Source organism: Escherichia sp. HH091_1A (genome assembly GCF_030295175.1).
In the GTDB taxonomy this organism is placed as follows: Bacteria; Pseudomonadota; Gammaproteobacteria; order Enterobacterales; family Enterobacteriaceae; genus Escherichia; species Escherichia coli_F.
On record NZ_AP025747.1, the window covers coordinates 357,032 to 382,884 of the forward strand.

The following is a 25,853-nucleotide window of genomic DNA, read 5'->3' on the forward strand; positions in this document are numbered from 1 at the left end:
TCCTTAAACCACATCCGGCAGTTTATCGAGCAGCTTATCCAGAGTGATGGGATAATCCCGTACCCGAATACCGGTGGCGTTATACACCGCGTTGGCGATAGCCGCGCTTACGCCGCACAGGCCCAGCTCACCGACACCTTTGGCCTTCATCGGGGAGGAGATGGGGTCGGTATCATCCAGGAAAATCACCTCCTGTTTTGGGATATCCGCATGAACCGGCACCTCATACCCCGCCATATCGTGATTAACGAAGTAGCCCAAACGGTCATCTACCGCCAGCTCCTCCATCAGTGCCGCGCCCATGCCCATAGTCATCGCGCCAATGACCTGGCTGCGTGCAGTTTTCGGATTCAGAATGCGCCCTGCTGCGCACACGGCGAGCATACGCCGGACCCGAACTTCTCCCGTCGCGCTATGCACGCCGACCTCCACAAAATGCCCGGCAAAGGTCGATTGCTGGTACTCCTTGCTGAGAGTGCCGAACTCAATGCTCTCTTCCGCTGTCAGTCTGCCGCCTGCGGTGGCCTCATGTAGCGTGGCGCTTCGGGTACCGTTGGTAATCTTGCCGTCGGCAAACTGCGACTGCTCAGGATCAAACCCGACCGCCGAGGCAATCATTTCGCGAAGTTTCACACAGGCGGCGTAAACGCCGGAGGTGGAGGTATTCGCGCCCCATTGTCCACCAGAACCCGCAGAAACCGGGAAACTGGAATCGCCGAGGTGAACCGCAACCTGCTCCAGCGGTACGCCAAGCATTTCCGCTGCCGTCTGGGCTAGAATGGTGTAGCTGCCGGTGCCAATGTCGGTCATGTCCGTTTCTACGGTAACGGTGCCGTTTTGTTCGAGGTGAACCCGAGCCCCCGATTTTTCCAGCAGATTATTGCGAAAGCCCGCCGCAACACCGTGGCCGACTAGCCACTCCCCGTCGCGCACCTGTCCGGGTGTGGCGTTGCGCTGCTTCCAGCCAAATTTATCCGCTCCGGTGCGCAAGCACTCGATAAGCTGACGGCGAGAGAAGCGGCGCGTCGGGTCGGCGGGGTCAACCTGAGTGTCATTCAGGATGCGAAACTCGACGGGATCGATGCCCGCTTTTTCCGCCAGTTCGTCGATCGCGATTTCGAGCGCCATCAGACCGGGGGCTTCGCCGGGCGCACGCATGGCGTTCCCTTCCGGCAAATCAAGCGCGGCGAGCCGCAGGCCGGTATGACGGTTTGCCCCTGCGTAGAGTAATTCGCTTTGCTGTACCGCCGTTTCCGGCGTGCCGCCGGGCAGGTTTCCGGACCAGCTTTCATGTGAGATAGCGGTGATTTTCCCGCTCTGGTCGGCACCGATACGCAGGTGCTGAAGGGTGGCGGGGCGGTGCGTGGTGTTATTGGGAATAGTGGGGCGGGGGAGCATCACTTTAACCGGACGTTTCACCGCACGGGCGGCGAGGGCCGCCAGCAGCGCATCGCTTCTCAGGAATAGCTTGCCGCCAAACCCTCCGCCGATATACGGGGAGATAATACGCACATTCTCCACGGGCACTTTCAGCGTTTTTGCCAGATCGGTGCGGCACCAGTCAATCATCTGATTTGAGGTCCAGAGGGTAAGCTTATTTCCATCCCAGACGGCCATCGAGGCATGCGGCTCCATCGCCATATGGCTCTGGTCCGGGGTCGTGTATGTAGCATCAATTTTCACCGCAGCGGAGGTGAAAGCCCCGTCAAAGTCACCAACGTTTTTATCGGGCGTGTCTTCCGGCGGCTGACTGACGGCCTGTTTCTCGTCCGCCAGGGAGTAAGCTCCTTTATTACGGCGATAGTGCGCCTGCACCAGCGAGGCCGCCGCTCGCGCCTGTTCGAAGGTCTCGGCCACTACCAGCGCAATGGCCTGATGATAGTGCTCAATAGTGGGGCCGCCTAACAGCCTGGCGGTGTTTTTGTCGCCTTTGCCGAGTGCCCCAGCGTTACTGGCGGTAATGACAGCCAGTACGCCCGGCGCTTTTTGCGCGGCGTCCGTATCAAGGGCGGTGAGGCGCCCTTTGGCAATGGCGGAACCGACGATATAGCCATAGGCGGCGTTGGGGGCTTCTTCATGCCATTCGTAGGCGTAGCGTGCCGTGCCGGTAGTTTTCAGCGGTCCGTCGATGCGGTCATGGGGACGACCGACAACCTTCAGCTGATCGATCGGGTTTTCCCCTGCGGGTTTATCAAATTTCATGCCTGTGCCCTCGCTTCAGCCAGTACGGAGGCAAGCGTTCGCTTCGCCAACAGGAGTTTAAAGGTATTTTCAGCGGTGGGATGGGCGCTGGCGAACAGCGCGTCATACACGGCCTGCGCCCCCTGGGATAGCTGAGCATCCGCAGCCTCAATGCGCCAGGGCTTATGTGCTACTCCGCCCAGCGCGACGCGCCCGCTGCCGTCAGGCTGAATAATCGCCGCGACCGATACCAGGGCAAAGGCGTAGGAGGCGCGATCGCGCACCTTGCGGTAGATATGTTTTCCGCCGAGCGGCGGAGGTAACGTCACCGCAACGATAAGCTCACCGGGAAGCAGGGCGGTTTCAATGTGCGGCGTTTTCCCCGGTGGGTGATAAAAATCAGCCAGTGTGATACTGCGAGTTTTTCCCTCCGGCGTGATGGTTTCCACCACCGCATCCAGCAACCGCATTGCGACCGCCATATCGCTCGGATGGGTGGCAATGCAGGCTTCGCTTACGCCTACCACCGCGTGCTGACGGCTAAAGCCTTCAAGTGCCGCGCAGCCGCTCCCGGGCAGGCGCTTATTGCAGGGCTGATTGGTGTCGTAAAAATAGGGGCAGCGCGTGCGCTGGAGCAGATTACCTGCGGTGGTTGCCTGATTACGTAACTGACCAGACGCGCCAGCGAGCAGAGCGCGGGAGAGTACCGCGTAATCACGACGCACGCGCTCGTGAGCCGCCAGGTCGGTGTTCCGTACCAGTGCGCCGATGCGCAGCCCACCCGCGTCGGTCACTTCAATCTTATCGAGCCCGAGCCCGTTCACATCGATAAGGTGGGTTGGCGTTTCAATTTCCAGCTTCATCAGGTCCAGCAGATTGGTCCCGCCAGCGATAAATTTTGCGCCGGGTACGCGCTGAGCGCTAAGTGCCGCCTCGGCAGGGGTGTTCACACGTTCATAGGTAAACGCCTTCATGATTTTATCTCCCCCGCAGCGTCTTCAATGGCGGCAAGGATGTTAGCGTATGCACCACAGCGACAGATGTTGCCGCTCATACGTTCACGGATCTCATCGGCAGTTCTTTCTGGAGGGGAAACCAAATCGACCGTGACGTGACTGGGAATGCCGTCCTGAATCTCTTTTAGCACCGCTACTGATGAGCAAATTTGCCCGGAGGTGCAGTAGCCGCACTGGAAGCCATCATGCTTGATAAAGGCCGCCTGCATGGGGTGAAGATTCTCTGGTGAACCCAGGCCTTCAATGGTGGTGATCTCGGCCCCCTGATGCATGACTGCCAGCGTCAGGCAGGCATTAAGCCTGCGACCATTGACCAGTACGGTACAGGCTCCGCACTGTCCGTGATCGCAACCTTTCTTGGTACCGATCAGATGCAGATTTTCACGCAAAGCGTCCAGTAGCGTGGTTCGGGTATCCACCTCAAGCTGCTCGGTTTTGCCGTTCACCTTAAGTGTCAGGGGCATTATCTCTGGCGCGGGTGTAGCTGCCGGAACGCTTGCCGCAAGCGTAGAATGAGGATAAACCACGGCGGTCGCCGCCGTTGCGGCGCTCACTTTAATCAGATCGCGGCGGGTCAAACTAAAATCGTGCGGCTCGTGCTTCCCAACCCGATTATCTTCGGGGTATTCGCCTTGGTTGCTCATACCAGGCCTCCGGTATTCTAAAGGGGAAAATAAGAGTGCGTTGCGAGAGTGTTGATGCTTTTTTAAACGTTAAGCATAGTCGGTGAGAGCAGGAGGATTATTCTTAAAACGCGAATGCAGCTATGAGCCCGGCTAATTAATTCATATTCGCCGATGACGGGAGCTAGTTTATTGCTTTAGTTGTGCGATGCAAAAACCGATAAGTAAACCTGTGATTGTCAGCTCTGCATCACCCTGCAAATCGTTGTCACTTCTAACATAAAAATAGGGAGAAATGATGGTGCTTATATTAATTGGCGATTAGTCACCATTGCATTATACAAAACAATACAGTTCTTTACATTTATCTTGTTTTATGAATACTCCTGAAGAGGTGTACAACATAATGAAACAAACAGGGTAAATATGAATATATTTGAACAAACTCCACCGAACCGCAGACGTTATGGTCTTGCTGCATTCATTGGGCTGATTGCTGGCGTTGTTTCCGCATTTGTTAAGTGGGGGGCAGAAGTTCCATTGCCGCCACGTAGCCCGGTGGATATGTTTAATGCAGCGTGTGGCCCGGAATCATTAATCAGGGCTGCTGGGCAAATTGATTGCTCCCGTAATTTTCTCAATCCTCCGTATATTTTTCTTCGAGACTGGCTGGGGCTGACAGATCCCAATGCGGCTGTTTATACCTTTGCCGGGCATGTCTTTAACTGGGTTGGTGTTACGCACATTATCTTTTCGATAGTGTTTGCTGTCGGTTATTGTGTGGTCGCTGAAGTATTTCCAAAAATTAAACTCTGGCAGGGCTTACTGGCAGGTGCTTTAGCCCAACTTTTTGTTCATATGATTTCATTCCCTCTCATGGGACTGACGCCACCTCTGTTTGATCTCCCGTGGTATGAGAATGTTTCTGAAATTTTTGGACATTTAGTCTGGTTCTGGTCCATTGAAATTATTCGCAGAGATTTACGAAACAGAATTACTCATGAGCCAGACCCTGAGATCCCTTTAGGCTCAAACAGATAATGCATTGAATGATAAAAATGGCGCAAATACAGCGCCATTTTTATAGGTTAAAAACATTGTTTTTAACTTTCTGATGCAGATAGCCAGTGAGTACATCGCGCTACTTCAGGATGCTGTAGATCCGGAGAACACTGTAGAGGAAGAGGCATTGTTGCTGGCAGATGGAAGAAGTCTCGGGTTTTGTTATCCCTGAAAAACGAAGCCCCGCGATTATAGCTGGCGGGGCAGTGCAATTAATTATTGCATATTTATAACGGTGTCAGCCCGTATTTAGCTCTTGCACGATTGCAAGCCTCATTGACGACTCCGTTCTCACCAGACATGGCGAATTCTCTGCACGTGGACGATCGATTTTTATATATCGTGCAGCAGGCATTTTTGCCCGGTGTTCCTGCAAGGGCAATACATCGGGGGTTTTTCTGATTGGTACCGCTCATGCATCGGTGAAAAGGGGATATTTGTTCAGTGAGCCTGGCGGGAATGGTACCGCCAGCATCGTCGGCTTCGGCCCAGTAAAAAGAGACGCGGAAAAATGCACAACAGGCACCACACGTCATGCATGGATTCAGATTGCTCATAATTCACCAGTACAGCTATAAATCGTAAAGAGAACAGCGGTACCTCGTATGTAAGAACGTACCGCGGTTGGCTGGGGAACTTTCGATAGTGTGAGTATTGAATGATTTCCAGCCGTTACCGATTTTACGTACTAATTCGTGAAGAAACCACTCGTTAGCAGGCTGCCTGGCACCTTTCCGTGTCTCCTGAACACTATGGTGTACATATGAGAAAGCCCATCATTACAGGTGACATTGACGATCGCTTCCACATCATTTAAACGATTATTTGAGTCTCTGAGGTGGAATTCTTCCCTCGTCCGATGGATAAGTCTTAGTCCGCCGAAGGGGGCTTAGCCGGACAGGAATCGCTAATCTTAATGAATTTGTCGTTATAGACCAGATAATGATTCCCCGGTTGACGTAACGCAGGCTGATGAACCACGTCCCCTGGACGTAGGTACCAGGCGTCGCCTTCCTCTTCGGTCGAATCACATCCTGGTTTAATCAGTAGCTTAAACCACGTGTTGCCGGTGTTACTTACCGTTCCTGTCACCTGGTCGAAGGACCATTTAAACTGAACCTGACGTGGTCGTACTACCAGAATGGTATCCATCACCACCACCGGCTCTGTGCTGACCTCGCCGCCGGTTGGGCTACGTCTTGTCTGGTTGCGAGTGGGGACCTCGCGGAATGAGACCCGGTAGTAGCGCTCGCGTTTATCCTGGGGGCCATGATAGTAAAATTTAAAATACTCACTCTCACCAGCCTGCAACGCCAGCTGGCGGGGAGCGAAAAGCAGTTCACCATCCACCGGTCGAGTGCGCAATTCACTGCTGCCTGGGCTATCGATGGCACTGATGGCAATACGGTATATCCGTGCGCTTTTGTTGTTATTCACTACACGTTTGCTGACAAAGTCAGTCTCGGACGGCAGCGAAAATGTCAGATTGCCGACCGAAATCGCCTGTGTCAAAGGTGCCGCCAGCATACAGACCACTGTCAGCAGCGCCTTAGTTAATGTTACGCCACGTCGCCTGAACATGAATCTCTCCTGAAGCGCTGACTTCGCCAAACCAGCCGTTATCATCTACCGTACGCAGCGAAATGGCGTTATCCATTGGAATTGAAAATTTGACAGTGGTCTTATCCATCTGCCCCACTTCGCCAGAGATATCAGTCCACGGTGTGGTTAGCCACAGCGCATCGGTCATATCCCGCCAGCTATCATCGCACCCGGCATCGTAGGTTTTTGTAGCTCCGTTGCGGGTAATAAAGGAAAGCGTCGCCGGGAACGGTACTTTCGCCTTACCGTCATCGGAGCTGAAGACACAATAGGAGCGCCCGCCAATCACCTGCGCGGGTCCGGTCACCTTGATCAGCACTTCGTCGGCAGCTGTTTTACCGCTGGTGGTTACGATATAGCCGAAATCGAGTGCCGGTTCGCCGCTGCCGACATATCCCTCTCGCGACGGTGTCTGAGTATATTCATCGGAGATAATACTGATGCTGAAATCACGGGGTTTGATAATCAGCGTGTTGGAGGTAGAAAATTCATACCAGCCAGACTCCGGTGATGTGGTGTTCTGAAAGCGAAAGTTGAATAGATCTTTGGTGTTGATATCGCTGATCCCCAGGTTCACCATCTGCTTAAAGAAGTTGCTCGAGAAGAAAACATAGATCGAGTCTGCGCTCTTCATCTCGTTGAAGGTGTAGTAATAGGCGGTATTGCTCACCGGTTTCCATGAACTGCCATTCAGACTGAACTGCATATCGTACGCCCCGACGGCCGAGGCTAACGACGAGTTGGCGATCGCCGGGAATATATGGATTGAGGTGTTGCTGAGCCCGTTTGTTTGCAGGGTATAGTTAACCATCTTACAACTTAATCCTGAACGGCTGCCGATGGTTTGCGTCCGGCAGTCGGCGTTCCCTTCGCCCAGAGTCGGTACTCCGTCGCTGTTGATAAATACCTCCGCCAGCGAGTGGGTATTTATCAACCGCAAATTTGCTGCTTTCGTATGGGTGACGTTGCGAACATACCAGTTGCCGGAGGCCTGATCCTTACAGCGCGCGCCGCTGCTGGCGTCATAGTTCACTGAGGTTTGGCAGGCATTGATGGTCATCGTAAAGCTGCTGCCAACGGGCATTTGTTGCAGATACTGGTAAAACGCGTCTGACAACATGCCGTGCATCCACTTCGAGCCGCCGCTGGTCACCGTCGCGCCATAAAATCCACTGGCGTCGGTGGTTTGCGGCAGGATAAGACTGGTGGTCATATTACACCCTGTGTACCAGTTGATGCAGCGCAAGCCAGTTAAAGGAGATGAAACCGGCGAATTTTCCAGCCACATATCAAACTTCCAGTTGGTATAAAGGCCGGTGTTGTAACCGTTATCAATGTAGCCGAGGCTTTGTTGATAGATGGTTCCTGAGCCAGTGTATTTTAAACCGGTCCAGCGGTTGGCACCGGTCAGGCGCGGATCCAGCGCCCCGCCAGGAGTGACGAAAAAGTTGTCGTCTGAGTTGTTTTCGACAAACACAAACTCGCGTGCCGGTGCATCCGCCCAGGTTGTTTTGCTCACTGCCGCTCTGAGCGCGGTTGCTGGCCAGAATAGCGCAAAGATTATCATTGCTATCAGTAGGTTAACTCTCATTCTCTTCTCCTGTCTGCGTCACCGCCGCCCACGATGAGAGGCCGCTGCAGACCACATCACCGACCCAGACGGCACCGCGCGCCTGGTTGAGTTCCAGTGCCACTTCGCAGGTTTTATTGCCACTGTAGCGAAAATCGATAGTGGGGTATTTCTTATCCACGTCCATGACAAACTCGCCGTTTTCATCGGTTCGGGTTCGGCCGATATGGTTGTTAATCCGTGCGTTAGCCAGCACTGTGCCGTCTTCTGCACGGATACGACCGGAGACGGTAACCATCTGCTTCACCTCTGGCTCAACGACGGCGACATTGCCTGGATAGAGGGTCAGATGGCTTTTGCGGCCGCTGACGATATCGTAGCTGTCGAGTGAGTTTTTGCTGTTCTGCAACTCCACCTCATATCTCCCATACGGAGAGAGCGGGAGGTAGTTGCGCTTGCCGTTAAGCGGGAAAATCCGTCCGTTGATTTTGGCGCTGATCTGACCGTCGTCCTCCAGCCCGGTATTGAATATCACCCCGGCGTTGCCATCAGTCCGCCCGCTGGCAGCAATGTTTTTACCCTGCCAGCCAACGCTGCCATTGGCAGTTAAGTTGGTATTGACGTAGCCGTCCGCCGCGCTATTGACGTTCAGCGTTCCGCTGGCGTAACGAGCGTCGAACTGTGCATACGCCCCACCACTGAGAGTTTTGTCATCACCGGTATCGCCGGAGATGGCTCGTGACAGATTGGCACCAAAAGTGCGAATGGTTCCTTCATCAAACTGTTTGCGTGCTGACAGGTTTGCCATGGTGTAGCCGTTTTGATGGGTCATCCCTGCGCTAAACCAGTTGCCCAGTGGTAGCGAGAGATCGAGAGCGATATATTTCCCTGTATTGGCGCTGCTGTCGCCGTTGTTATAGCGCTGAATACCGGCCCGCAGGCCAAGCGAACCAAAGGTACCGCTGTAGACATTTTGATAGTAATCTGCCGTGTAATAATGGCTGTTGTAACGGCGGTCATCATTGTAGCTGATGCTGAATGTGCCCAGCTTCGACCACAGTGAGTTCAGGTTAAGTGTGCCGCCGATTGCACGGTTGTCGGCATCGCTACGTCGCAATTGATTGCCAATGCGGGTTTTTTCCTGATTAACCCACAGTGAACTAAAGCCTCCCGGTAGTGTGGCGCTGATGCTGCCGATATTGCTCCATGAGCTGTCACTGGCCAGCATGTTTTGCAGGTTAACGTTGATTGCTCCCCCAAGCGGCAGCGTCAGACGGGTTTCACCCACTGCCTGATTATCGTACCCATATCCCGTTGCCGCCCAACTAAGCGTACTCAGTGAGCCGGAGGTCGAGGCTCCTGCTAGCCAACTCTCTTTAGCTGGTCGCGTCTTTTTCCCGTTTTCCGACCAGCGATCCATATGAAAGCTGCCGCCCCATATCTGCCACGCCAGCGGCGCACCGACACCGCGCCCCCGGCTAAACAGCTTATTGACCCGCTGGGTGCGTTTGCTGATCACGCGACCGTTAACGATGACCTCAACTTCCACATCGTAAATACCGTACGGTAGACCTCGGGTATCCACTTCATGATTGCCCATGGTGAAGTTCTGAACACTCAGTAACCGCCCATCACGGGTGAGATGTACTTCGCCCGCTGCAGGTAAAAAGGCGATCACTGGCGTGGCCGACTGGCTGCTGTCGAAGATGGTGGAGCTGGCCTGGTTTCCCCAGGAAAGGCCGTAAATCTTCCCTGCTGAAATGGCGGTCATCGGCCCTAAGGACTGCAAGTTCCAGGTGTCGAGCATTCCACCGGCAAATCGGTGACCAGCAAAATCGCGTTCATACATCGCTTTATATAATTCACTGTCCTGTTGACCGCTACCGATCCCATACAGCGAGCCGTCGAGTACCACATGATGTTCGCGCAGTGCTGTCACGTTATTTAGCGACAGATAGCTGGATGTATTGTTCCCGCCGTTACGCAACTGGTTGTTATAGATGCCGAAGTTATAGCTCAGGTTACTGCTGAGGGTGTTAACACTGGATTGCCCGATGTCTTCGCTACGTGAGCGTAGTACGGTGCCCAGTGCTTCGCGCTTGACCACCAGCTGCAGCAGCAGTTGGCGCAAGCTGAGATCCAACTGCGCGTTGTCAGTCAGGGGGATGGTAAGGGCCTCATTGAACGGGGTGTTCGCCAGATCCATCAGCTGCTGTCGAGTTTGTTCGCTGACACTGGCGTTATCTTCACTCTCTTCCAGCTGTATTTTCCGGATGCGTAACTGTCCATCATCCAACCAGATAAAAGCGCTGCCGATTCGCTGATCGTCCTGGCGACCCTGGCTACCGGCAAGATGAATATAGAGCGGGACGCTCATGCCGTCCTGAAGCGCCTGACTGAAGGCCTGCGGAATAATCACCCCACCTATTTGCTGCGCGCTTATGTCAGCAGCGCTGGCATCGGGTTGAACGAACAAAAAGACCATGCCGAAGGCAAACTGGGCTTTCAGTCCTGGGGAGAACCGTCGTAAAGGCATTGTCGTTATCCATCTGCACAGCTATCTATTTCACGGGAATGAACTTATCACCCTGCCAAAGTGCAACCCGTCCTTTGTTATCCGCCGTGTCCACGCGGGTAAAACGACGCGACTTGCCCGGCATCAGGTAGTAGTTCTCTTTACACTCCTTACCATTGGCGGCTTTCAGGCAGGGGCCGTAGGCGAGGATCCGCAGCGTCGCATTTCCTGTATTTGTCAGGGAGCCGTTGGCGTACTGAAAGCGGTAGTTCGCCTGGCGGGGGGCGACGACCAGAATGGTGCCGATGCGGGCGGAAGCAGTGGCTACAGCGCTGCGGTTGGCATTATCGCGCTGCGCATCACTGAGGGCCTGATCAAACCAGACAATGCGGTAGTAGCGCTCTTTTTCATCTACTGGTCCCTTATAGAAGAAGCGGATCACTTCGCTGGCTTGGGCGGGTAGCAGCAAGCTGGCGGGAGTGAGTAGCAACTCATCCGGCTTGTCCATTGCGATAACCTGCCCGTCGTCAAGCGGTGAAGAGAGCCGTTCGAGACGGATATTGATGAGGCGACCACTGTCGGTACTGTTTTTGATTGTTTTGCTCAGCGTGCTGCTGTCACTGTTCATAAACGATGATATATCGCCGACATCCAGCGCCTGGGCCGGAGATATTCCGGCAAACAGCAGAGCGAGAGGCAGAAGGTGCTTTTTCATAACAATTCCGTCCAGGAATAAAGCAGGGGGTTACCCCTGCTGGTACATCAAAGAGATCAACTGGTCCAGGTCGCGTCGAACTGTACGCTAACGTCGCCGCTCCAGATGCCTTCCGGTAGAGTGCTGTAATCGGTTACTGCGGTGGTACCATTGGTGGTACCGCTGATGATGGAGAAGGTGAAACCATCCTGTGCGGTGGTACGATTGCTGGCATTGTAATCGTTAGCCAGCGGGCTAAGGTTGCCGCCCAGTACGCCGTTGGCGGTATCGATCATCACGGTATCGCCAGTTTTTTCGACTGCCGCGCCGTTATAATCCACGCCCACATTCAGTGTGGAACCTGAGGTATCCAACTGGGTTAAGGTGTTGGTGATAAGACGTGAGGTCAGTTTAAAGGCGGTAGCCGTTGAGTCACCCTCAATAGCCACGTCAAATAGACCTTTCTGTGAGTTAAAGCCTTTAATGCCTTCGGCATACTGGAACGCCAGGCTACCGAGTGGCGTCACAACCAGTTTACTGGTGGTGTCTTTTTTGGCTGTTGCCGACCAGGTCGCTACAGCCTGAGCTGTTACGTCAGCAGCCTGCGCCACACCCATGCCGGTAAACACCGTTACCAGAGCTATTGCCAGAACCTTTTTTTTCATTGCTTTTCTTCCCGAGTTAAATTGAGGACATGATGTCCCTGTGAGTCATTTTTTAAAACTAACTTGCCTGGAGTTTACGGAACCAACTTATATATTTTTGAGTACAGCTTGGCCTCAGCATTACGCCGATGGGTATACACTGTCTTCACACTACAATTTTCAATTCTGGCAATCGATTTAGGCAGCATTCCCTGGGCCGTCATGCGGATAATTTCCATTTCCCGGTCAGTGATTTTATCTTTCTTAATATCTTTTTTGAGAAACCTGCCATTAATCACATAGGCCAATTCGTTTCTAATATCACGACTCAGCCCAGCGTATACCACGCCCCTAATATTGCTGTTGTAATACCAATAATTTGCTAAGGCTTCTGACTTTCTGGCCGCAATCAATACGACCTGTTTCCCCTTTACCGCGGATAACCATTCGTTATCACGGTTTATAAACTCAGTTAAAGAATCCGTATTGAGATTGATAAACACGAAATCTTTTCTAATTTTCTCCAGCGATAGATAAATTAATCTGTCGATATCCACAATCAGTTCAGAGAGTCCTTTATAGAAGTAGGCGTCATGGGGAGACCAGATGTATTTATCAGAACGGTTTTGATATTCCATATGGTTTTTAACCTCATAGTCCCTGCTGTAATCATTTTGCCATGTCACTACTTTCCAAACCTGTAATTTTTACAGGTACATTCAGTGTTGTTAGTAAATCGGAAGTAAATAAGATACGTAGCACATATCAATATAGGTTAAACGAGATTAAGTTTTAATTATTTTCGATTGGGCTTAAATTTATGTTTTTTTCCTGATGAGTGTCAATATGTGAACAGAAAAGGAATTCCATGGTTAAGTCAATATTTACTAAAAATGAAAATATTGCTTTTTGATAAGAAGAAAAAGACATTCAGTTTCATAAGGTTATTGGCAATATAACGTTCAATTCTTACTTGCATTTTATATTAGCCAGGAACTTTGCCCTGAGGTGTTAGGAATAGTCTTAATGCGTTTTGTGCTCGACTAGTAAAAAAACAATTTTTAATGATAATAAATAGAGCATAAAACTATTATTGGCCATCATTAAAGAAGATTTGACAATCAATAAGGTGTTTTAATGGATTAACATGCCGCACAAGATGGTTATGGGTGTTTACTCCAATAAGTGGTGATAAATTGAATAGGTGTGACTACGTCATCTGTTCGGTAAGCCCCCCAAGAGCCAAATTAAGTGAAGTTAAACGAAGGCTGCCAGCTGTCACAGGAACGATGGCCTCTTTGACAGGGCACTGCGTGCAGTCATCTGTGCGCGTTACTCTAACTGGCACTCGAACGTCGGCGATGGGGTTACCGGTGGATCAGGCTGTTCCTGTGGCGTAAACGTTTTTATGTTAGTACCAACAGATTTACCACATTTATCATCTTAACAGTTTGAGTGTAAATGCAGGCTGCTCCGCAAAGGGAGGGGGCGGAGTGGCTTGTTCAGTCTAAAAGAGAGTTGATACCAGCATACAGGGGCGAAGTTGGTCAACAAGTCAACATTAAGATAATGGAATATTCGGAGAGAAACGTCAGGCAGTTGACCTCAAATGAACAGGAAGAATATATCCCCAGGAAATTAATGTTGGTGTTATAAACACACCAACATTAATCCGGTCTGATTATTAATCAGACAAATATCGTTAATTCGGCGAATTATGAATCAACGCTTTTTCTTACGCCCCTGAACGGCCTTAAAACGTGGATTAGATTTACAAATCACATACAGCCGTCCTTTTCGCTTCACAATCTGACAGTCTGGATGGCGTTCTTTTGCGGTACGCAGAGAGTTAAGGACTTTCATCACGCCCCCTTTTTCGTGCTAACAAAACGACCAAAACGTTGGGTGAATCGTGCAACATTTCCTTCTGATGCCACTGTTCTCAGCTTCCCTGTATAGAACGGGTGCGATTTCGAAGAGACATCAATTGTCACGTACGGATACGTTACGCCATCCAGCTCAATCTCACGGTCTGTTTTGATAGTCGAGCCGATTTTAAAGTACTCATCAACACTGGTGTCATGGAACACCACAGTACGATACTCAGGATGGATATTGGGTTTCATCATTTTTACATGTTATGTTATAACATAACCGCAAAGATACATGCTCATCCGGATCATTTCAACACCCAATCCCTGTGACCATTTGTGGTATGTGGAATTTCGGCAACGGGGAAGTCTGGCATTGTTAGCAGCCATTGGCGACGCTCCCATAAACGCCTGGATGAGTGATTGATGATGGTTTCGCTGAGAGTATGAATTTTTCGAGAATGGAGGCTATCTCCACTTTACTGGCCGATGATTTATCGCAGTTTGATTGATTACCTGACAGCGTGTATTCCTCTCCCACGGATATAATAATTACTTAAAAAAAAGGGAGAGGATGCATATTTTAAATATCACTGAAGTGAACAGTTTATTGCCGTTATTAATAGAAATGGAGAAATAAATAGGCGTATTCTACAATTGCGACAAAAACAACGATATTAATCAGTTTATGACTGATTTGCTGTACTTTATTCTCTTTCATTGGTACTTCCTCGCTTTAAAAAAGAGTGCACTTCGTAAGTGCCCTTATATAAATAACGAGTTTGGTCAACCAATTTTTTGACATGTATCACAAATTTGAATGGATGTATTACATCGGCTATCTTTTATTGCCCCAAAGTCATTGATATATGTCGCCTGAAGTCAGTCCGGGAATGAGTCTGATCTCAAAACTGGCCCAGCCCTGGCGTTGATTGGCGCTGAGGAGCATACCTCATCTCATCATAATGTCGTATCTCCTGGGGTGTTATACAAGATATCGTTGTTGGTAACCTGGGAAAGGAATTGAGTTCTACTAAACCGTCAAGTATGCCGGATACATACTGGATTACACAGCAGGCACGCCTTATGAGAGAACGTGCCGCAGTGACGGGTTAATTATCTGAAAGAATTTGCGAGGCTGTATCGGTTACTCATTGGTTTGATAGTTTTACTCTCGGGAGAGTAATAGATATTTAATCCATTAACGGAAACCAGCCAGTTCCTTTCGATGCCTGAATTTGATCCCATAGTTTATCCGGAATGGTTAATTCAGGAACAAGTTGTGTTATCGTTCATGAGAAGCATAACGTAAAGGGAAAAGCTCGATTAGACGGCAGGATTTGTCAGGGGTTATGAACGAAATTCATAAATCTGTTTGAGTGTTGCGATGAGTCGTGCAAGTTCGATATCCCTGCAATTCACAGTCTGATGAAGGAAAATGAATATCCATAAAAAATATATCGGTTTATCCTGGCGTATATACCTACTTCGACGTATTTCCAATCGTGGTAAATTAAAAGCAGGTCATTATTATTCACTCTGAATAATGAATTATTCACTGTCCGCAGAGTAAGAAATATGACTTAGGTATCTATTTAATGGCTTGCACAAAAAGCTAAATTTTTACCCATAAATGAAAATATAATCCCGCGCCCAACCACCTGATGAGTGGCTACAGACACTGGATATATTAGGTGGCGGTACACTTTCTTACATAAAGGTATTTCCTTTTCTGTGGAAAAGGAAACCGGGAAATCCCCGGTTTTTCTGACAAGCAGACACCATTATTTGTGTTTGCCTATGTTCGTTAATTCGTTCATCAGGAAATTATCTCAATGTCACGTTATAAAACAGGTCATAAACAACCACGATTTCGTTATTCAGTTCTGGCCCGCTGCGTGGCGTGGGCAAATATCTCTGTTCAGGTTCTTTTCCCACTCGCTGTCACCTTTACCCCAGTAATGGCAGCACGCGCGCAGCATGCGGTTCAGCCACGGTTGAGCATGGAAAACACCACGGTAGCTGCTGATAATAATGTGGAGAAAAATGTCGCATCGTTTGCCGCAAATGCCGGGACATTTTTAAGCAGTCAGCCAGATAGCGATGCGACACGTAATTTTATTACCGGAATAGCCACAGCTAAAGCTAACCAGGAAATACAGGAGTGGCTCGGGAAATATGGTACTGCGCGCGTCAAACTGAATGTTGATAAAGATTTCTCGCTGAAGGACTCTTCGCTGGAAATGCTTTATCCGATTTATGACACGCCGACAAATATGTTGTTCACTCAGGGGGCAATACATCGTACCGACGATCGTACTCAGTCAAATATTGGTTTTGGCTGGCGTCATTTTTCAGGAAATGACTGGATGGCGGGGGTGAATACTTTTATCGATCATGATTTATCCCGTAGTCATACCCGCATTGGTGTTGGTGCGGAATACTGGCGTGATTATTTGAAACTGAGCGCCAATGGTTATATCCGGGCTTCTGGCTGGAAAAAATCACCGGATGTTGAGGATTATCAGGAACGCCCGGCGAATGGCTGGGATATTCGTGCTGAGGGCTATTTACCTGCCTGGCCGCAGCTTGGCGCAAGCCTGATGTATGAGCAGTATTATGGCGATGAAGTCGGGCTGTTTGGTAAAGATAAACGCCAGAAAGACCCGCATGCTATTTCTGCCGAGGTAACCTATACACCAGTGCCTCTTCTGACACTGAGCGCCGGGCATAAGCAGGGCAAGAGTGGTGAGAATGACACTCGCTTTGGCCTGGAAGTTAACTACCGAATTGGCGAACCTCTGGAAAAACAACTCGATACAGACAGCATTCGCGAGCGTCGAATGCTGGCAGGCAGCCGCTATGACCTGGTTGAGCGTAATAACAACATCGTTCTTGAGTACCGCAAATCTGAAGTGATCCGTATTGCTCTGCCTGAGCGTATTGAAGGCAAGGGCGGTCAGACGGTTTCCCTGGGGCTTGTGGTCAGCAAAGCAACTCACGGACTGAAAAATGTGCAGTGGGAAGCGCCGTCATTACTGGCTGAAGGTGGCAAAATTACCGGTCAGGGTAGTCAGTGGCAAGTAACGCTCCCGGCTTACCGTCCAGGCAAAGACAATTATTATGCGATTTCAGCAGTTGCCTACGATAACAAAGGCAATGCCTCGAAACGTGTGCAGACAGAAGTGGTTATTAGCGGAGCTGGTATGAGCGCCGATCGTACGGCGTTAACGCTTGACGGTCAGAGCAGTATTCAAATGCTTGCTAACGGTAATGAGCAAAAGCCGCTGGTGCTGTCTCTGCGCGACGCCGAGGGCCAGCCAGTCACGGGCATGAAAGATCAGATCAAGACTGAACTAACCTTCAAACCGGCTGGAAATATTGTGACTCGTACCCTGAAGGCCACTAAATCACAGGCAAAACCCACACTGGGTGAGTTCACCGAAACTGAAGCAGGGGTGTATCAGTCTGTCTTTACTACCGGAACGCAGTCAGGTGAGGTAACGATTACTGTTAGCGTTGATGACATGAGCAAAACTGTCACTGCAGAACTGCGGGCCACGATGATGGATGTGGCAAACTCCACCCTGAGCGCTAACGAGCCGTCAGGTGATGTGGTTGCTGATGGTCAGCAAGCCTACACGCTGACACTGACAGCGGTGGACTCCGAGGGTAATCCGGTGACGGGAGAAGCCAGCCGCCTGCGACTTGTTCCGCAAGACACTAATGGTGTAACCGTTGGTGCCATTTCGGAAATAAAACCAGGGGTTTACAGCGCCACGGTTTCTTCGACCCGTGCCGGAAACGTTGTTGTGCGTGCCTTCAGCGAGCAGTATCAGCTGGGCACGTTACAACAAACGCTGAAGTTTGTTGCCGGGCCGCTTGATGCAGCACATTCGTCCATCACCCTGAATCCTGATAAACCGGTGGTCGGCGGTACGCTTACGGCAATCTGGACGGCAAAAGATGCTAATGACAACCCTGTAACTGGCCTCAATCCGGATGCACCGTCATTATCGGGCGCAGCAGCTGCTGGTTCTACGGCATCTGGCTGGACAAATAATGGTGATGGGACGTGGACTGCGCAGATTACTCTCGGCTCTACGGCGGGTGAATTAGAAGTTATGCCGAAGCTAAATGGACAGGATGCGGCAGCAAACGCGGCAAAAGTAACCGTGGTGGCTGATGCGTTATCTTCAGGCCAGTCGACAGTGTCTGTAGCCGCAGATCGCGTAAAAGCAGGCGAAAGCACAACCGTGACGCTGGTGGCGAAAGATGCGCATGGCAACGCTATCAGTGGTCTTTCGTTGTCGGCAAGTTTGACGGGGACCGCCTCTGAAGGGGCGACTATTTCCAGTTGGACCGAAAAAGGTGACGGTTCCTATGTTGCTACGTTGACCACAGGCGGAAAGACGGGCGAGCTTCGTGTCATGCCGCTCTTCAACGGCCAGCCAGCAGCCACCGAAGCCGCGCAGTTGACGGTCATCGCCGGGGAGATGTCATCAGCGAACTCTACGCTTGTTGTGGACAATAAGACTCCAACGGTTAAAACGACGACGGAACTCACCTTCACCGTGAAGGATGCGTACGGGAACCCGGTCACCGGGCTGAAGCCAGATGCACCAGTGTTTAGCGGTGCCGCCAGCACGGGATCAGAGCGACCTTCAGTTGGAAGCTGGACAGAGCAAAGTAATGGGGTCTACGTGGCGACCTTAACGCTGGGATCGGCTGCAGGTCAGTTGTCTGTCATGCCACGCGTGAACGGCCAAAATGCCGTTGCTCAGCCATTGGTGCTGAATGTTGCAGGCGACGCTTCCCGGGCAGTGATCAGTGATATGGCGGTGAAGGTGAATAACCAACTGGCAAATGGACAGTCTGCTAACCAGGTAACCCTGACCGTCGTGGACAGCTATGGTAACCCGTTGCAGGGGCAAGAAGTTACGCTGACTTTACCGCAGGGTGTGACCAGCAAGACGGGGAATACAATAACAACCAATGCCGCAGGTAAAGCGGACATTGAGTTGATAGCAACCGTTGCTGGGGAACACAGTATCACGGCCTCAGTGAATAATGCTCAGAAGACGGTCACGGTGAAATTCAACGCAGACGCCAGCACCGGTCAGGCAAACCTGCAGGTTGACACTGCCGCTCAAAAAGTGGCAAACGGCAAAGATGCCTTTACGCTGACGGCGACCGTTGAGGATAAAAACGGTAACCCTGTTCCAGGAACTCTGGTGACCTTTAATCTGCCTCGGGGCGTCAAGCCACTTACAGGTGATAATGTCTGGGTGAAAGCCAACGATGAAGGGAAAGCAGAGTTGCAGGTGGTTTCAGTGACTGCCGGAACGTATGAGATCACGGCTTCAGCAGGAAATAACCAGCCTTCAGACGCGAAGAGCATTACGTTTGTGGCGGATAAGACTACGGCGACCATCTCCAGTATTGAGGTGATTGGCAACCGTGCAGTGGCGGATGGCAAAGCCAAACAGACGTATAAAGTTACGGTGACTGATGCCAATAACAATTTGTTGAAAGATAGCGAAGTGACGCTGACCGCCAGCCCGGCTTCTTTAAACCTGGAACCGAATGGCACAGCGACAACGAATGAGCAAGGGCAGGCTATTTTCACCGCCACCACGACTGTTGCAGCGAAATATACACTTACGGCGCAAGTGAGTCAGGACAACGGTCAGGTATCAACGAAAACGGCTGAATCCAGTTTCGTGGCGGATGATAAAAATGCGGTACTCACCGCAACATCTGATATGGAATCTCTGGTGGCAGATGGGGAATCGACCGCAACGCTGAAGGTTACCCTGATGTCGGCAAACAACCCTGTTGGGGGGAATATGTGGGTTGACATTCAGACGCCGGAAGGGGTGACGGAGAAGGATTATCAGTTCCTGCCGTCGAAAAATGACCATTTCGTGAGCGGAAAAATCACGCGTACATTTAGTACCAGCAAGCCTGGTGTCTATACGTTCACATTTAACGCCCTGACTTATGGCGGGTACGAAATGAAGCCAGTGACGGTGACCATTACCGCGGTGGATGCCAATACGGCAACGGGCGAGGAGGCGATGAAATAATATTAAGAGTATGAAAGTAACATTCTAATAAACAATAATGGCGTTGACATCTTCAACGCCATTATTTATTGAATTGCCTGACAGTAGTCTTGTTATAAATTCATTTAGACATAGCGATAACTAAACCGGACGAACAGGGATAAATATTTCGCAAACAACATCATTGCTATCCTTTTCTACGAAATCTTCATTGTAATAAAATCGCTCAATATCACTGCCGTTCACTCTGGCTAACCCCCTGGCAGGTAATTCCATCAGATAGAGGTTTCGCGCCCATTCAGGGTAGTGCTCCCACTCACCTTCATAGCGGAAAGAGGCATACAGTCCTCGGTTAATTATCCACTCTTTCGGCATCTCTGAATCGGTTTGTTTACATACCGTACCGGCAAAAGTTTCAACTGTCAGCAAATCGACCGATTTTGTTGACGGTTTAAACGTGGAGACGAAATAGATATCCGTCTTAAAATTCTTCATACATCTGGCTAAATGATGAAGTCGCAGTTCGACTTCTTCATCCGGTGATTTATTCGACACTTCAATATCATATTTAAATGAATTGCCAAAAATAGGTGTCTCAGGAAAGTTGACTAATCTACACTCCGTCTTTTGCTGTTGACGTATTAAAAAAGAAGGGAAGATATTTTCGAGATCCCAATAATCACGGTGGCGGTATTCACGGGGAGAGCAGCCGAATAACTTTTTAAATTCGCGGCTGAATGACTGCTGTGAATCAAAATGCAAAGAGAGTGCAATATCAAGCATAGATTTCGCGGTGAGCCGGACAAGAATGGCGGCGCGACAAAGCCTTCGTTTGCGAATGTATTCTCCCAAAGGCACATGCATGAAATTTCGGAACAGAAGCTGGATGTTGCGTCTGCTGTAGCCAGATTTCTGTGCGATATCTTCGATTGAAATAGGGTGCTCGAGATTGCACTCAATCCACTCCAGGAGCTGCTGTAGAATCTTCTGCCTGATCATCACATTCTCCGTTAATTCTTTGTCATATCGCACATTTTCGTTATGTCCTGGACCCTAAGTGTATCAAAAACAGCAAGTCCCAAGGCAAAAGCACTGATAGCGTCTGCTTCATTGCCCCAAAAATAGAGAGGTTTCAGTCCTACATTATTAATGAATTTTTTGCATAAGTGATATCAAAATCCACATACTAATTTGAGGTTACTAGACTGGCCCCCTGAATCTCCAGACAACCAGTATCACTTAAATAAGTGATAGTCTTAATACTAGTTTTTAGACTAGTCATTGGAGAACAGATGATTGATGTCTTAGGGCCGGAGAAACGCAGACGGCGTACCACACAGGAAAAGATCGCAATTGTTCAGCAGAGCTTTGAACCGGGGATGACGGTCTCCCTCGTTGCCCGGCAACATGGTGTAGCAGCCAGCCAGTTATTTCTCTGGCGTAAGCAATACCAGGAAGGAAGTCTTACTGCTGTCGCCGCCGGAGAACAGGTTGTTCCTGCCTCTGAACTTGCTGCCGCCATGAAGCAGATTAAAGAACTCCAGCGCCTGCTCGGCAAGAAAACGATGGAAAATGAACTCCTCAAAGAAGCCGTTGAATATGGACGGGCAAAAAAGTGGATAGCGCACGCGCCCTTATTGCCCGGGGATGGGGAGTAAGCTTAGTCAGCCGTTGTCTCCGGGTGTCGCGTGCGCAGTTGCACGTCATTCTCAGACGAACCGATGACTGGATGGATGGCCGCCGCAGTCGTCACACTGATGATACGGATGTGCTTCTCCGTATACACCATGTTATCGGAGAGCTGCCCACGTATGGTTATCGTCGGGTATGGGCGCTGCTTCGCAGACAGGCAGAACTTGATGGTATGCCTGCGATCAATGCCAAACGTGTTTACCGGATCATGCGCCAGAATGCGCTGTTGCTTGAGCGAAAACCTGCTGTACCGCCATCGAAACGGGCACATACAGGCAGAGTGGCCGTGAAAGAAAGCAATCAGCGATGGTGCTCTGACGGGTTCGAGTTCTGCTGTGATAACGGAGAGAGACTGCGTGTCACGTTCGCGCTGGACTGCTGTGATCGTGAGGCACTGCACTGGGCGGTCACTACCGGCGGCTTCAACAGTGAAACAGTACAGGACGTCATGCTGGGAGCGGTGGAACGCCGCTTCGGCAACGATCTTCCGTCGTCTCCAGTGGAGTGGCTGACGGATAATGGTTCATGCTACCGGGCTAATGAAACACGCCAGTTCGCCCGGATGTTGGGACTTGAACCGAAGAACACGGCGGTGCGGAGTCCGGAGAGTAACGGAATAGCAGAGAGCTTCGTGAAAACGATAAAGCGTGACTACATCAGTATCATGCCCAAACCAGACGGGTTAACGGCAGCAAAGAACCTTGCAGAGGCGTTCGAGCATTATAACGAATGGCATCCGCATAGTGCGCTGGGTTATCGCTCGCCACGGGAATATCTGCGGCAGCAGGCTTGTAATGGGTTAAGTGATAACAGATGTCTGGAAATATAGGGGCAAATCCAGTTACGTTTTAACGTAGACTCATTGTTCATACCTAATGGAGGGACTGACAGTGGAATTTTCCGTATTAAGTAACAATCTGAAAATGCCGATGATGGGATTTGGTGTTTTTCAGGTTACCGATAAAAACGTGTGCAAACAGTCAGTGTTGAACGCTATCCGCACGGGTTATCGACTCATCGACACTGCAGCGGTATACGGTAATGAAGATGCCGTCGGTGAAGCCGTTCGTGAAGCTATATCTGAAGGTTTATGTACCCGAGATGAGTTATTTATAACGTCTAAATTGTGGGTGCAGGATATGTTGAATCAGGATACGGCAAAAGCAGGTATTGAAGCGTCATTAAAAAAATCGGGACTAGAATACTTCGATCTCTATTTATTGCACCAGGCCATGCGCGATTATTTTAGTGCGTGGCGTGCACTCGAAGATGCCTATGAAGAGGGCAAATTAAAAGCGATTGGGGTTTCCAATTTCTACCCTCATGTTCTGGCAAACTTTTGTGAAACGGTAAGAGTTAAACCGATGGTCAACCAGGTCGAGTTGCATCCCTATTTTGCCCAACCAGAGGCGCTGGCAACCATGAAGTATTATAACGTGCAGCCTGAAGCATGGGCTCCGTTAGGCGGTGGAAGACATAAACCCTTTGAAAATAGTCTGCTTCAGAATATTGCAGATGCCCATCAAAAATCGATTTCTCAGGTCATTCTGCGTTGGAATATTCAACGGGGAGTGGTCGTTATTCCGAAATCGACACATCAACAGCGTATCGAAGAAAATTTTGCTATTTGGGATTTCTCACTGACAGAGAAAGAAATGGCGCAAATTAGTTCGCTTGATTTGGGTTATGTTGGGGAATCGGTAAAACATTTTAATCCTGAGTTTGTTCGTGGTTGTCTTGCTGTAAAAATACATGATTGATATTAATCACTTATTTTACCTGAGACGACAAGAATCTTTTAACAGAGGAGTGATATTGATCTTCACTCTGTCATATCTCCGGTAATATGGCGTCAGGCTTCATCATCAGAAAGGGAGCCTGACGCCTGAAAAAGTGAACAACAGACAGTGTTCGGATTATCAATATTCAGTTTTTAACGTTGAACTGGATTCATTACTGCGTTGTTTAAGAATATCCCGCGCCGAATCTGCCATTATCATGACAGCACCTGCCAGCATCAGAGTATCTTTCAATACCAGGCGACCAGCACCAGATAAATAAGGGAAACCATGATGAGCGTCACCCAATGCGGGTACCCATGCCTCCGGGGTGGTGATTAAAAATGAGAGTGTTACCAACGGTGTGGTAAATGCCATCAGCCCTCCCAATAAACCTAACCAGCGATTGACAGGATTAGCCAAAACCAGCAGAGCAATAATCACCTCCACGACGCCAAGACCGTTGGAAAAACCATAGGTATTATTGGCCGATTGCCATGCCCTTGCTTCTGGTTTGTATTCGCCTTCGTGAGTCAGATACTGTTTATAGTCTTCCGGGTGTTCATAAAAGAACGACATTAGTGGACTGTTTGCGACGAATGGTGTAATGCTGTCTGCCTCGTAAGGGACAAACTTTAATAACCCAATCCACATAAAAACAATCGCAATACTCAGGCGAATCAATGTCAGGCCAATTTTATCTCCCCGACTTAACAGGTGCAGGTATTTTTCCATTGTGAACATCCTTATTTATACAATACTGCTGTTGCGGTTGAATTATTATCAATTCGCATCGATGTGACTTTCCAGGATGAAGCATTATATTTTCTGGCTATATCAGCAATGGCATCCTCCAGAACTGTCGGTGATGCTGATACTGACGAGACGCTGATATGTTTCAGAATTATTTTATCATCTGCATTGGTGGAAAATGCCATAACGCCAGATAATAGTGTTGCAAATAAAACAGGTTTTTTAAACATATAAAATACCATCAATGAAGTGATTAAGAAGTTATATAATAACAAGGAATTAATAAGATTCTTTTCTCTGAGACGCCAGAATATTTGTCCTGGCGTCTGATTTTGAGTTTATTTGACTAATGAAAATAGATCATTGAGTGATTCGCTCATCGACGGATGAGTAAATATCTGATCGCGTAATATGCTATAAGGCAGCCCGGCATCCATCACCATTTTCACTATATTGATCATCTCGTGGGAGTCAACACACAGCAGTGATGCCCCTAATATACGTTGGGTTTTATTATCAACAATTGCTTTTAATACCCCACGGGTATCGTTCATCACTCTGGCGCGCGGAATTGCAGCTACAGGCAATGTCACCACCTGAATATCAGCACCATTCTCTCTGGCTTGCTCTTCTGTCATACCAACCTTGGACAGGGGCGGTGTCATGAATACGGAATAAGGCACATTTTTCCGATCATCAGTACTACGTCTGCCTTCTCCCAGCAACTCATCACGCACAATGCGGTAATCATCCAGTGATATGTAAGTAAATTGCAGCCCGCCGGTAACATCTCCCATCGCCCAAATATTGTCTGCGGTGGTATGTAATCGCTTGTCAACGACAATTGCCCCGCGCTCGTTTACTGCGATACCGGCATTTTCTGGATGTAACGAAGCGGTAGCCGGTTGACGACCGGAAGCTATTAACAGTGCATCCACCGCCAGTTGGGCGTGCTCGCTATGCACTTGCACTTGATTTTGATGGTGACTGATTCGCTCCACATGGGCATTGAGGATCATATCGACGCCCTGATCGCGTAAAATCGTCGCGATATTATCAGCAATATCCCGATCTTCCCGAGGCAAAAACAGCGAAGCTGCCTCTAAAATGGTTACTTTGCTGCCAAAATTAGCGAACATAGAGGCGAACTCAACGCCAATATATCCGCCGCCCAAAATACCTAAATGCCCAGGCAATTCTTTTAGATTAAGTAATCCGGTGCTGTCATATACACCAGGCGTGGTGGTAATTCCAGGAATTGGCGGAACCACGGCTTGTGCACCGGTATTAATAAAAATTTTCTCGCCATGAATCTCCAGATTTCCCCCAGGCCGATGAACACGCAGGCTATGATTATTGATAAACTCCGCCTGGCCGTCGATCACGTCGATATTGGGCATATCCGCAAGATTATGATAATTCTTATTACGTAAAAAATTAACCACTTCATTTTTACGCTGTATGGCACGGACAAAATCTGTGTGCTGCTGTGCGTCATGAACCAATGTTTTGGTTGGGATACAGCCGATATTAATACAGGTCCCGCCATACATTGCATTTGATTGTTCGATGAGAGCCACACGCCAACCTGCTTTTGCCAGCGTGACGGCTAATGTTTTTCCAGCCTTGCCAAAACCAATAATAACTGCCTGATATTTATTCATGATGATTTCCTGTCGAAACGCGTTCATTTGACATCATGACTATAGACGCAAAATAGCAAATAACATTTCTTCACAACGCTTGATATTTTGTCTTATCGTCTGGTATTTTCTTTTTCTTAA

General features: G+C 49.5%; 21 protein-coding genes and 2 pseudogenes. 5 read left to right on the plus strand and 18 right to left on the minus strand.

The window, feature by feature from the left end:
• Window positions 1-3: 3 nt before the first annotated feature.
• From paoC to paoA, 3 genes are read right to left on the minus strand one after another with little or no spacing between them, the layout of a single operon-like run.
• Window positions 4-2,202 (minus strand): aldehyde oxidoreductase molybdenum-binding subunit PaoC, encoded by a 2,199-nt coding sequence (gene paoC / locus QUF14_RS01690; RefSeq protein WP_000667032.1) that lies wholly within the window; start codon window positions 2,200-2,202, stop codon window positions 4-6.
• Window positions 2,199-3,155, minus strand: coding sequence for an aldehyde oxidoreductase FAD-binding subunit PaoB (gene paoB, locus QUF14_RS01695; protein WP_000643332.1), 957 nt, complete (start codon window positions 3,153-3,155; stop codon window positions 2,199-2,201). The genes paoC and paoB overlap by 4 nt, the downstream gene beginning before the upstream one ends.
• Entirely contained in the window at window positions 3,152-3,841 is a 690-nt protein-coding gene (gene paoA / locus QUF14_RS01700; RefSeq protein ID WP_000070682.1) for an aldehyde dehydrogenase iron-sulfur subunit PaoA, read from the minus strand. The genes paoB and paoA overlap by 4 nt, the downstream gene beginning before the upstream one ends.
• A gap of 405 nt (window positions 3,842-4,246) precedes the next feature.
• Here paoA and QUF14_RS01705 point away from each other — a divergent pair, with 405 nt between their 5' ends.
• On the plus strand, window positions 4,247-4,861 hold the full coding sequence (locus tag QUF14_RS01705) for a YagU family protein (protein WP_001019920.1): 615 nt from the start codon (window positions 4,247-4,249) through the stop codon (window positions 4,859-4,861).
• Window positions 4,862-5,109: 248 nt separating this feature from the next.
• Here the strand turns inward: QUF14_RS01705 and QUF14_RS01715 are convergent, their stop codons facing one another.
• The 7 genes from QUF14_RS01715 to ecpR form a co-directional block, all read right to left on the minus strand.
• Window positions 5,110-5,439: a YkgJ family cysteine cluster protein gene (locus QUF14_RS01715; RefSeq protein ID WP_001303809.1), complete on the minus strand. Its 330-nt coding sequence runs from the start codon at window positions 5,437-5,439 to the stop codon at window positions 5,110-5,112.
• 313 nt (window positions 5,440-5,752) lie between these two features.
• Window positions 5,753-6,463: a fimbrial chaperone EcpE gene (gene ecpE, locus QUF14_RS01720; RefSeq protein WP_001355145.1), complete on the minus strand. Its 711-nt coding sequence runs from the start codon at window positions 6,461-6,463 to the stop codon at window positions 5,753-5,755.
• Window positions 6,432-8,075 carry a fimbrial adhesin EcpD gene (ecpD, locus tag QUF14_RS01725; protein WP_024212215.1) on the minus strand — a complete coding sequence of 548 codons (1,644 nt, stop codon included), beginning with the start codon at window positions 8,073-8,075 and terminating at the stop codon, window positions 6,432-6,434. The genes ecpE and ecpD overlap by 32 nt, the downstream gene beginning before the upstream one ends.
• The gene (gene ecpC, locus QUF14_RS01730) at window positions 8,065-10,590 is read right to left on the minus strand and encodes a fimbrial usher EcpC (RefSeq protein WP_001131105.1); all 2,526 of its coding nucleotides are present in this window, start codon (window positions 10,588-10,590) and stop codon (window positions 8,065-8,067) included. The genes ecpD and ecpC overlap by 11 nt, the downstream gene beginning before the upstream one ends.
• Window positions 10,591-10,615: 25 nt before the next feature.
• On the minus strand, window positions 10,616-11,284 hold the full coding sequence (gene ecpB / locus QUF14_RS01735) for a fimbrial chaperone EcpB (protein WP_000716391.1): 669 nt from the start codon (window positions 11,282-11,284) through the stop codon (window positions 10,616-10,618).
• A 56-nt stretch (window positions 11,285-11,340) separates the two neighbouring features.
• The gene (ecpA, locus tag QUF14_RS01740) at window positions 11,341-11,928 is read right to left on the minus strand and encodes a common pilus major fimbrillin subunit EcpA (protein ID WP_000730970.1); all 588 of its coding nucleotides are present in this window, start codon (window positions 11,926-11,928) and stop codon (window positions 11,341-11,343) included.
• Window positions 11,929-12,002: 74 nt separating this feature from the next.
• A complete protein-coding gene (ecpR, locus tag QUF14_RS01745) occupies window positions 12,003-12,545 on the minus strand; it encodes an ECP biosynthesis operon DNA-binding transcriptional regulator EcpR (RefSeq protein WP_024166199.1) in 543 nt (180 codons plus the stop codon).
• Window positions 12,546-13,368: 823 nt separating this feature from the next.
• Between ecpR and ykgL the strand changes: the two are divergent.
• Window positions 13,369-13,595 (plus strand): annotated as a pseudogene (gene ykgL / locus QUF14_RS01750) (protein YkgL).
• Window positions 13,596-13,629: 34 nt separating this feature from the next.
• Here the strand turns inward: ykgL and ykgO are convergent.
• From ykgO to QUF14_RS01770, 4 genes and pseudogenes are all read right to left on the minus strand, one after another.
• Entirely contained in the window at window positions 13,630-13,770 is a 141-nt protein-coding gene (gene ykgO, locus QUF14_RS01755; protein WP_000866436.1) for a type B 50S ribosomal protein L36, read from the minus strand.
• A complete protein-coding gene (locus QUF14_RS01760; RefSeq protein WP_000803998.1) occupies window positions 13,770-14,033 on the minus strand; it encodes a type B 50S ribosomal protein L31 in 264 nt (87 codons plus the stop codon). The genes ykgO and QUF14_RS01760 overlap by 1 nt, the downstream gene beginning before the upstream one ends.
• Before the next feature lie 364 nt (window positions 14,034-14,397).
• Complete coding sequence (gene ykgR, locus QUF14_RS28850; RefSeq protein WP_000662258.1) at window positions 14,398-14,499, minus strand: small membrane protein YkgR; 102 nt, start codon at window positions 14,497-14,499, stop codon at window positions 14,398-14,400.
• A gap of 472 nt (window positions 14,500-14,971) precedes the next feature.
• A pseudogene (locus QUF14_RS01770) lies at window positions 14,972-15,061 on the minus strand (hypothetical protein); the annotation flags it as partial.
• A 552-nt stretch (window positions 15,062-15,613) separates the two neighbouring features.
• On the opposite strand from QUF14_RS01770, the gene fdeC reads away from it, so the two are divergent.
• Entirely contained in the window at window positions 15,614-19,867 is a 4,254-nt protein-coding gene (gene fdeC, locus QUF14_RS01775) for an inverse autotransporter adhesin FdeC (RefSeq protein WP_100733936.1), read from the plus strand.
• A 120-nt stretch (window positions 19,868-19,987) separates the two neighbouring features.
• Here fdeC and QUF14_RS01780 read toward each other — a convergent pair whose 3' ends face one another.
• Window positions 19,988-20,845 (minus strand): helix-turn-helix domain-containing protein, encoded by an 858-nt coding sequence (locus tag QUF14_RS01780; RefSeq protein ID WP_024166200.1) that lies wholly within the window; start codon window positions 20,843-20,845, stop codon window positions 19,988-19,990.
• 293 nt (window positions 20,846-21,138) lie between these two features.
• On the opposite strand from QUF14_RS01780, the gene QUF14_RS01785 reads away from it, so the two are divergent.
• Both QUF14_RS01785 and QUF14_RS01790 read left to right on the plus strand, forming a co-directional pair.
• Window positions 21,139-22,367 (plus strand): IS3-like element IS2 family transposase gene (locus QUF14_RS01785; RefSeq protein WP_097494069.1). Its coding sequence is split into 2 segments (ribosomal slippage): window positions 21,139-21,454 and window positions 21,454-22,367, totalling 1,230 coding nucleotides; the frame shifts between segments, so codons are not numbered across the junction.
• Window positions 22,368-22,428: 61 nt separating this feature from the next.
• Window positions 22,429-23,298 carry an aldo/keto reductase gene (locus QUF14_RS01790; protein WP_024211919.1) on the plus strand — a complete coding sequence of 290 codons (870 nt, stop codon included), beginning with the start codon at window positions 22,429-22,431 and terminating at the stop codon, window positions 23,296-23,298.
• A gap of 159 nt (window positions 23,299-23,457) precedes the next feature.
• Here the strand turns inward: QUF14_RS01790 and rclC are convergent, their stop codons facing one another.
• The 3 genes from rclC to rclA all read right to left on the minus strand — a co-directional run bounded on the left by rclC (window position 23,458) and on the right by rclA (window position 25,733).
• Complete coding sequence (gene rclC / locus QUF14_RS01795) at window positions 23,458-24,051, minus strand: reactive chlorine species resistance protein RclC (protein WP_001355150.1); 594 nt, start codon at window positions 24,049-24,051, stop codon at window positions 23,458-23,460.
• A gap of 11 nt (window positions 24,052-24,062) precedes the next feature.
• Complete coding sequence (gene rclB / locus QUF14_RS01800; protein ID WP_000474001.1) at window positions 24,063-24,299, minus strand: reactive chlorine resistance periplasmic protein RclB; 237 nt, start codon at window positions 24,297-24,299, stop codon at window positions 24,063-24,065.
• Between the two features lie 108 nt (window positions 24,300-24,407).
• Window positions 24,408-25,733, minus strand: a complete 1,326-nt coding sequence (gene rclA, locus QUF14_RS01805; protein WP_001046342.1) for a reactive chlorine resistance oxidoreductase RclA — start codon at window positions 25,731-25,733, stop codon at window positions 24,408-24,410.
• Window positions 25,734-25,853 lie beyond the last annotated feature (120 nt).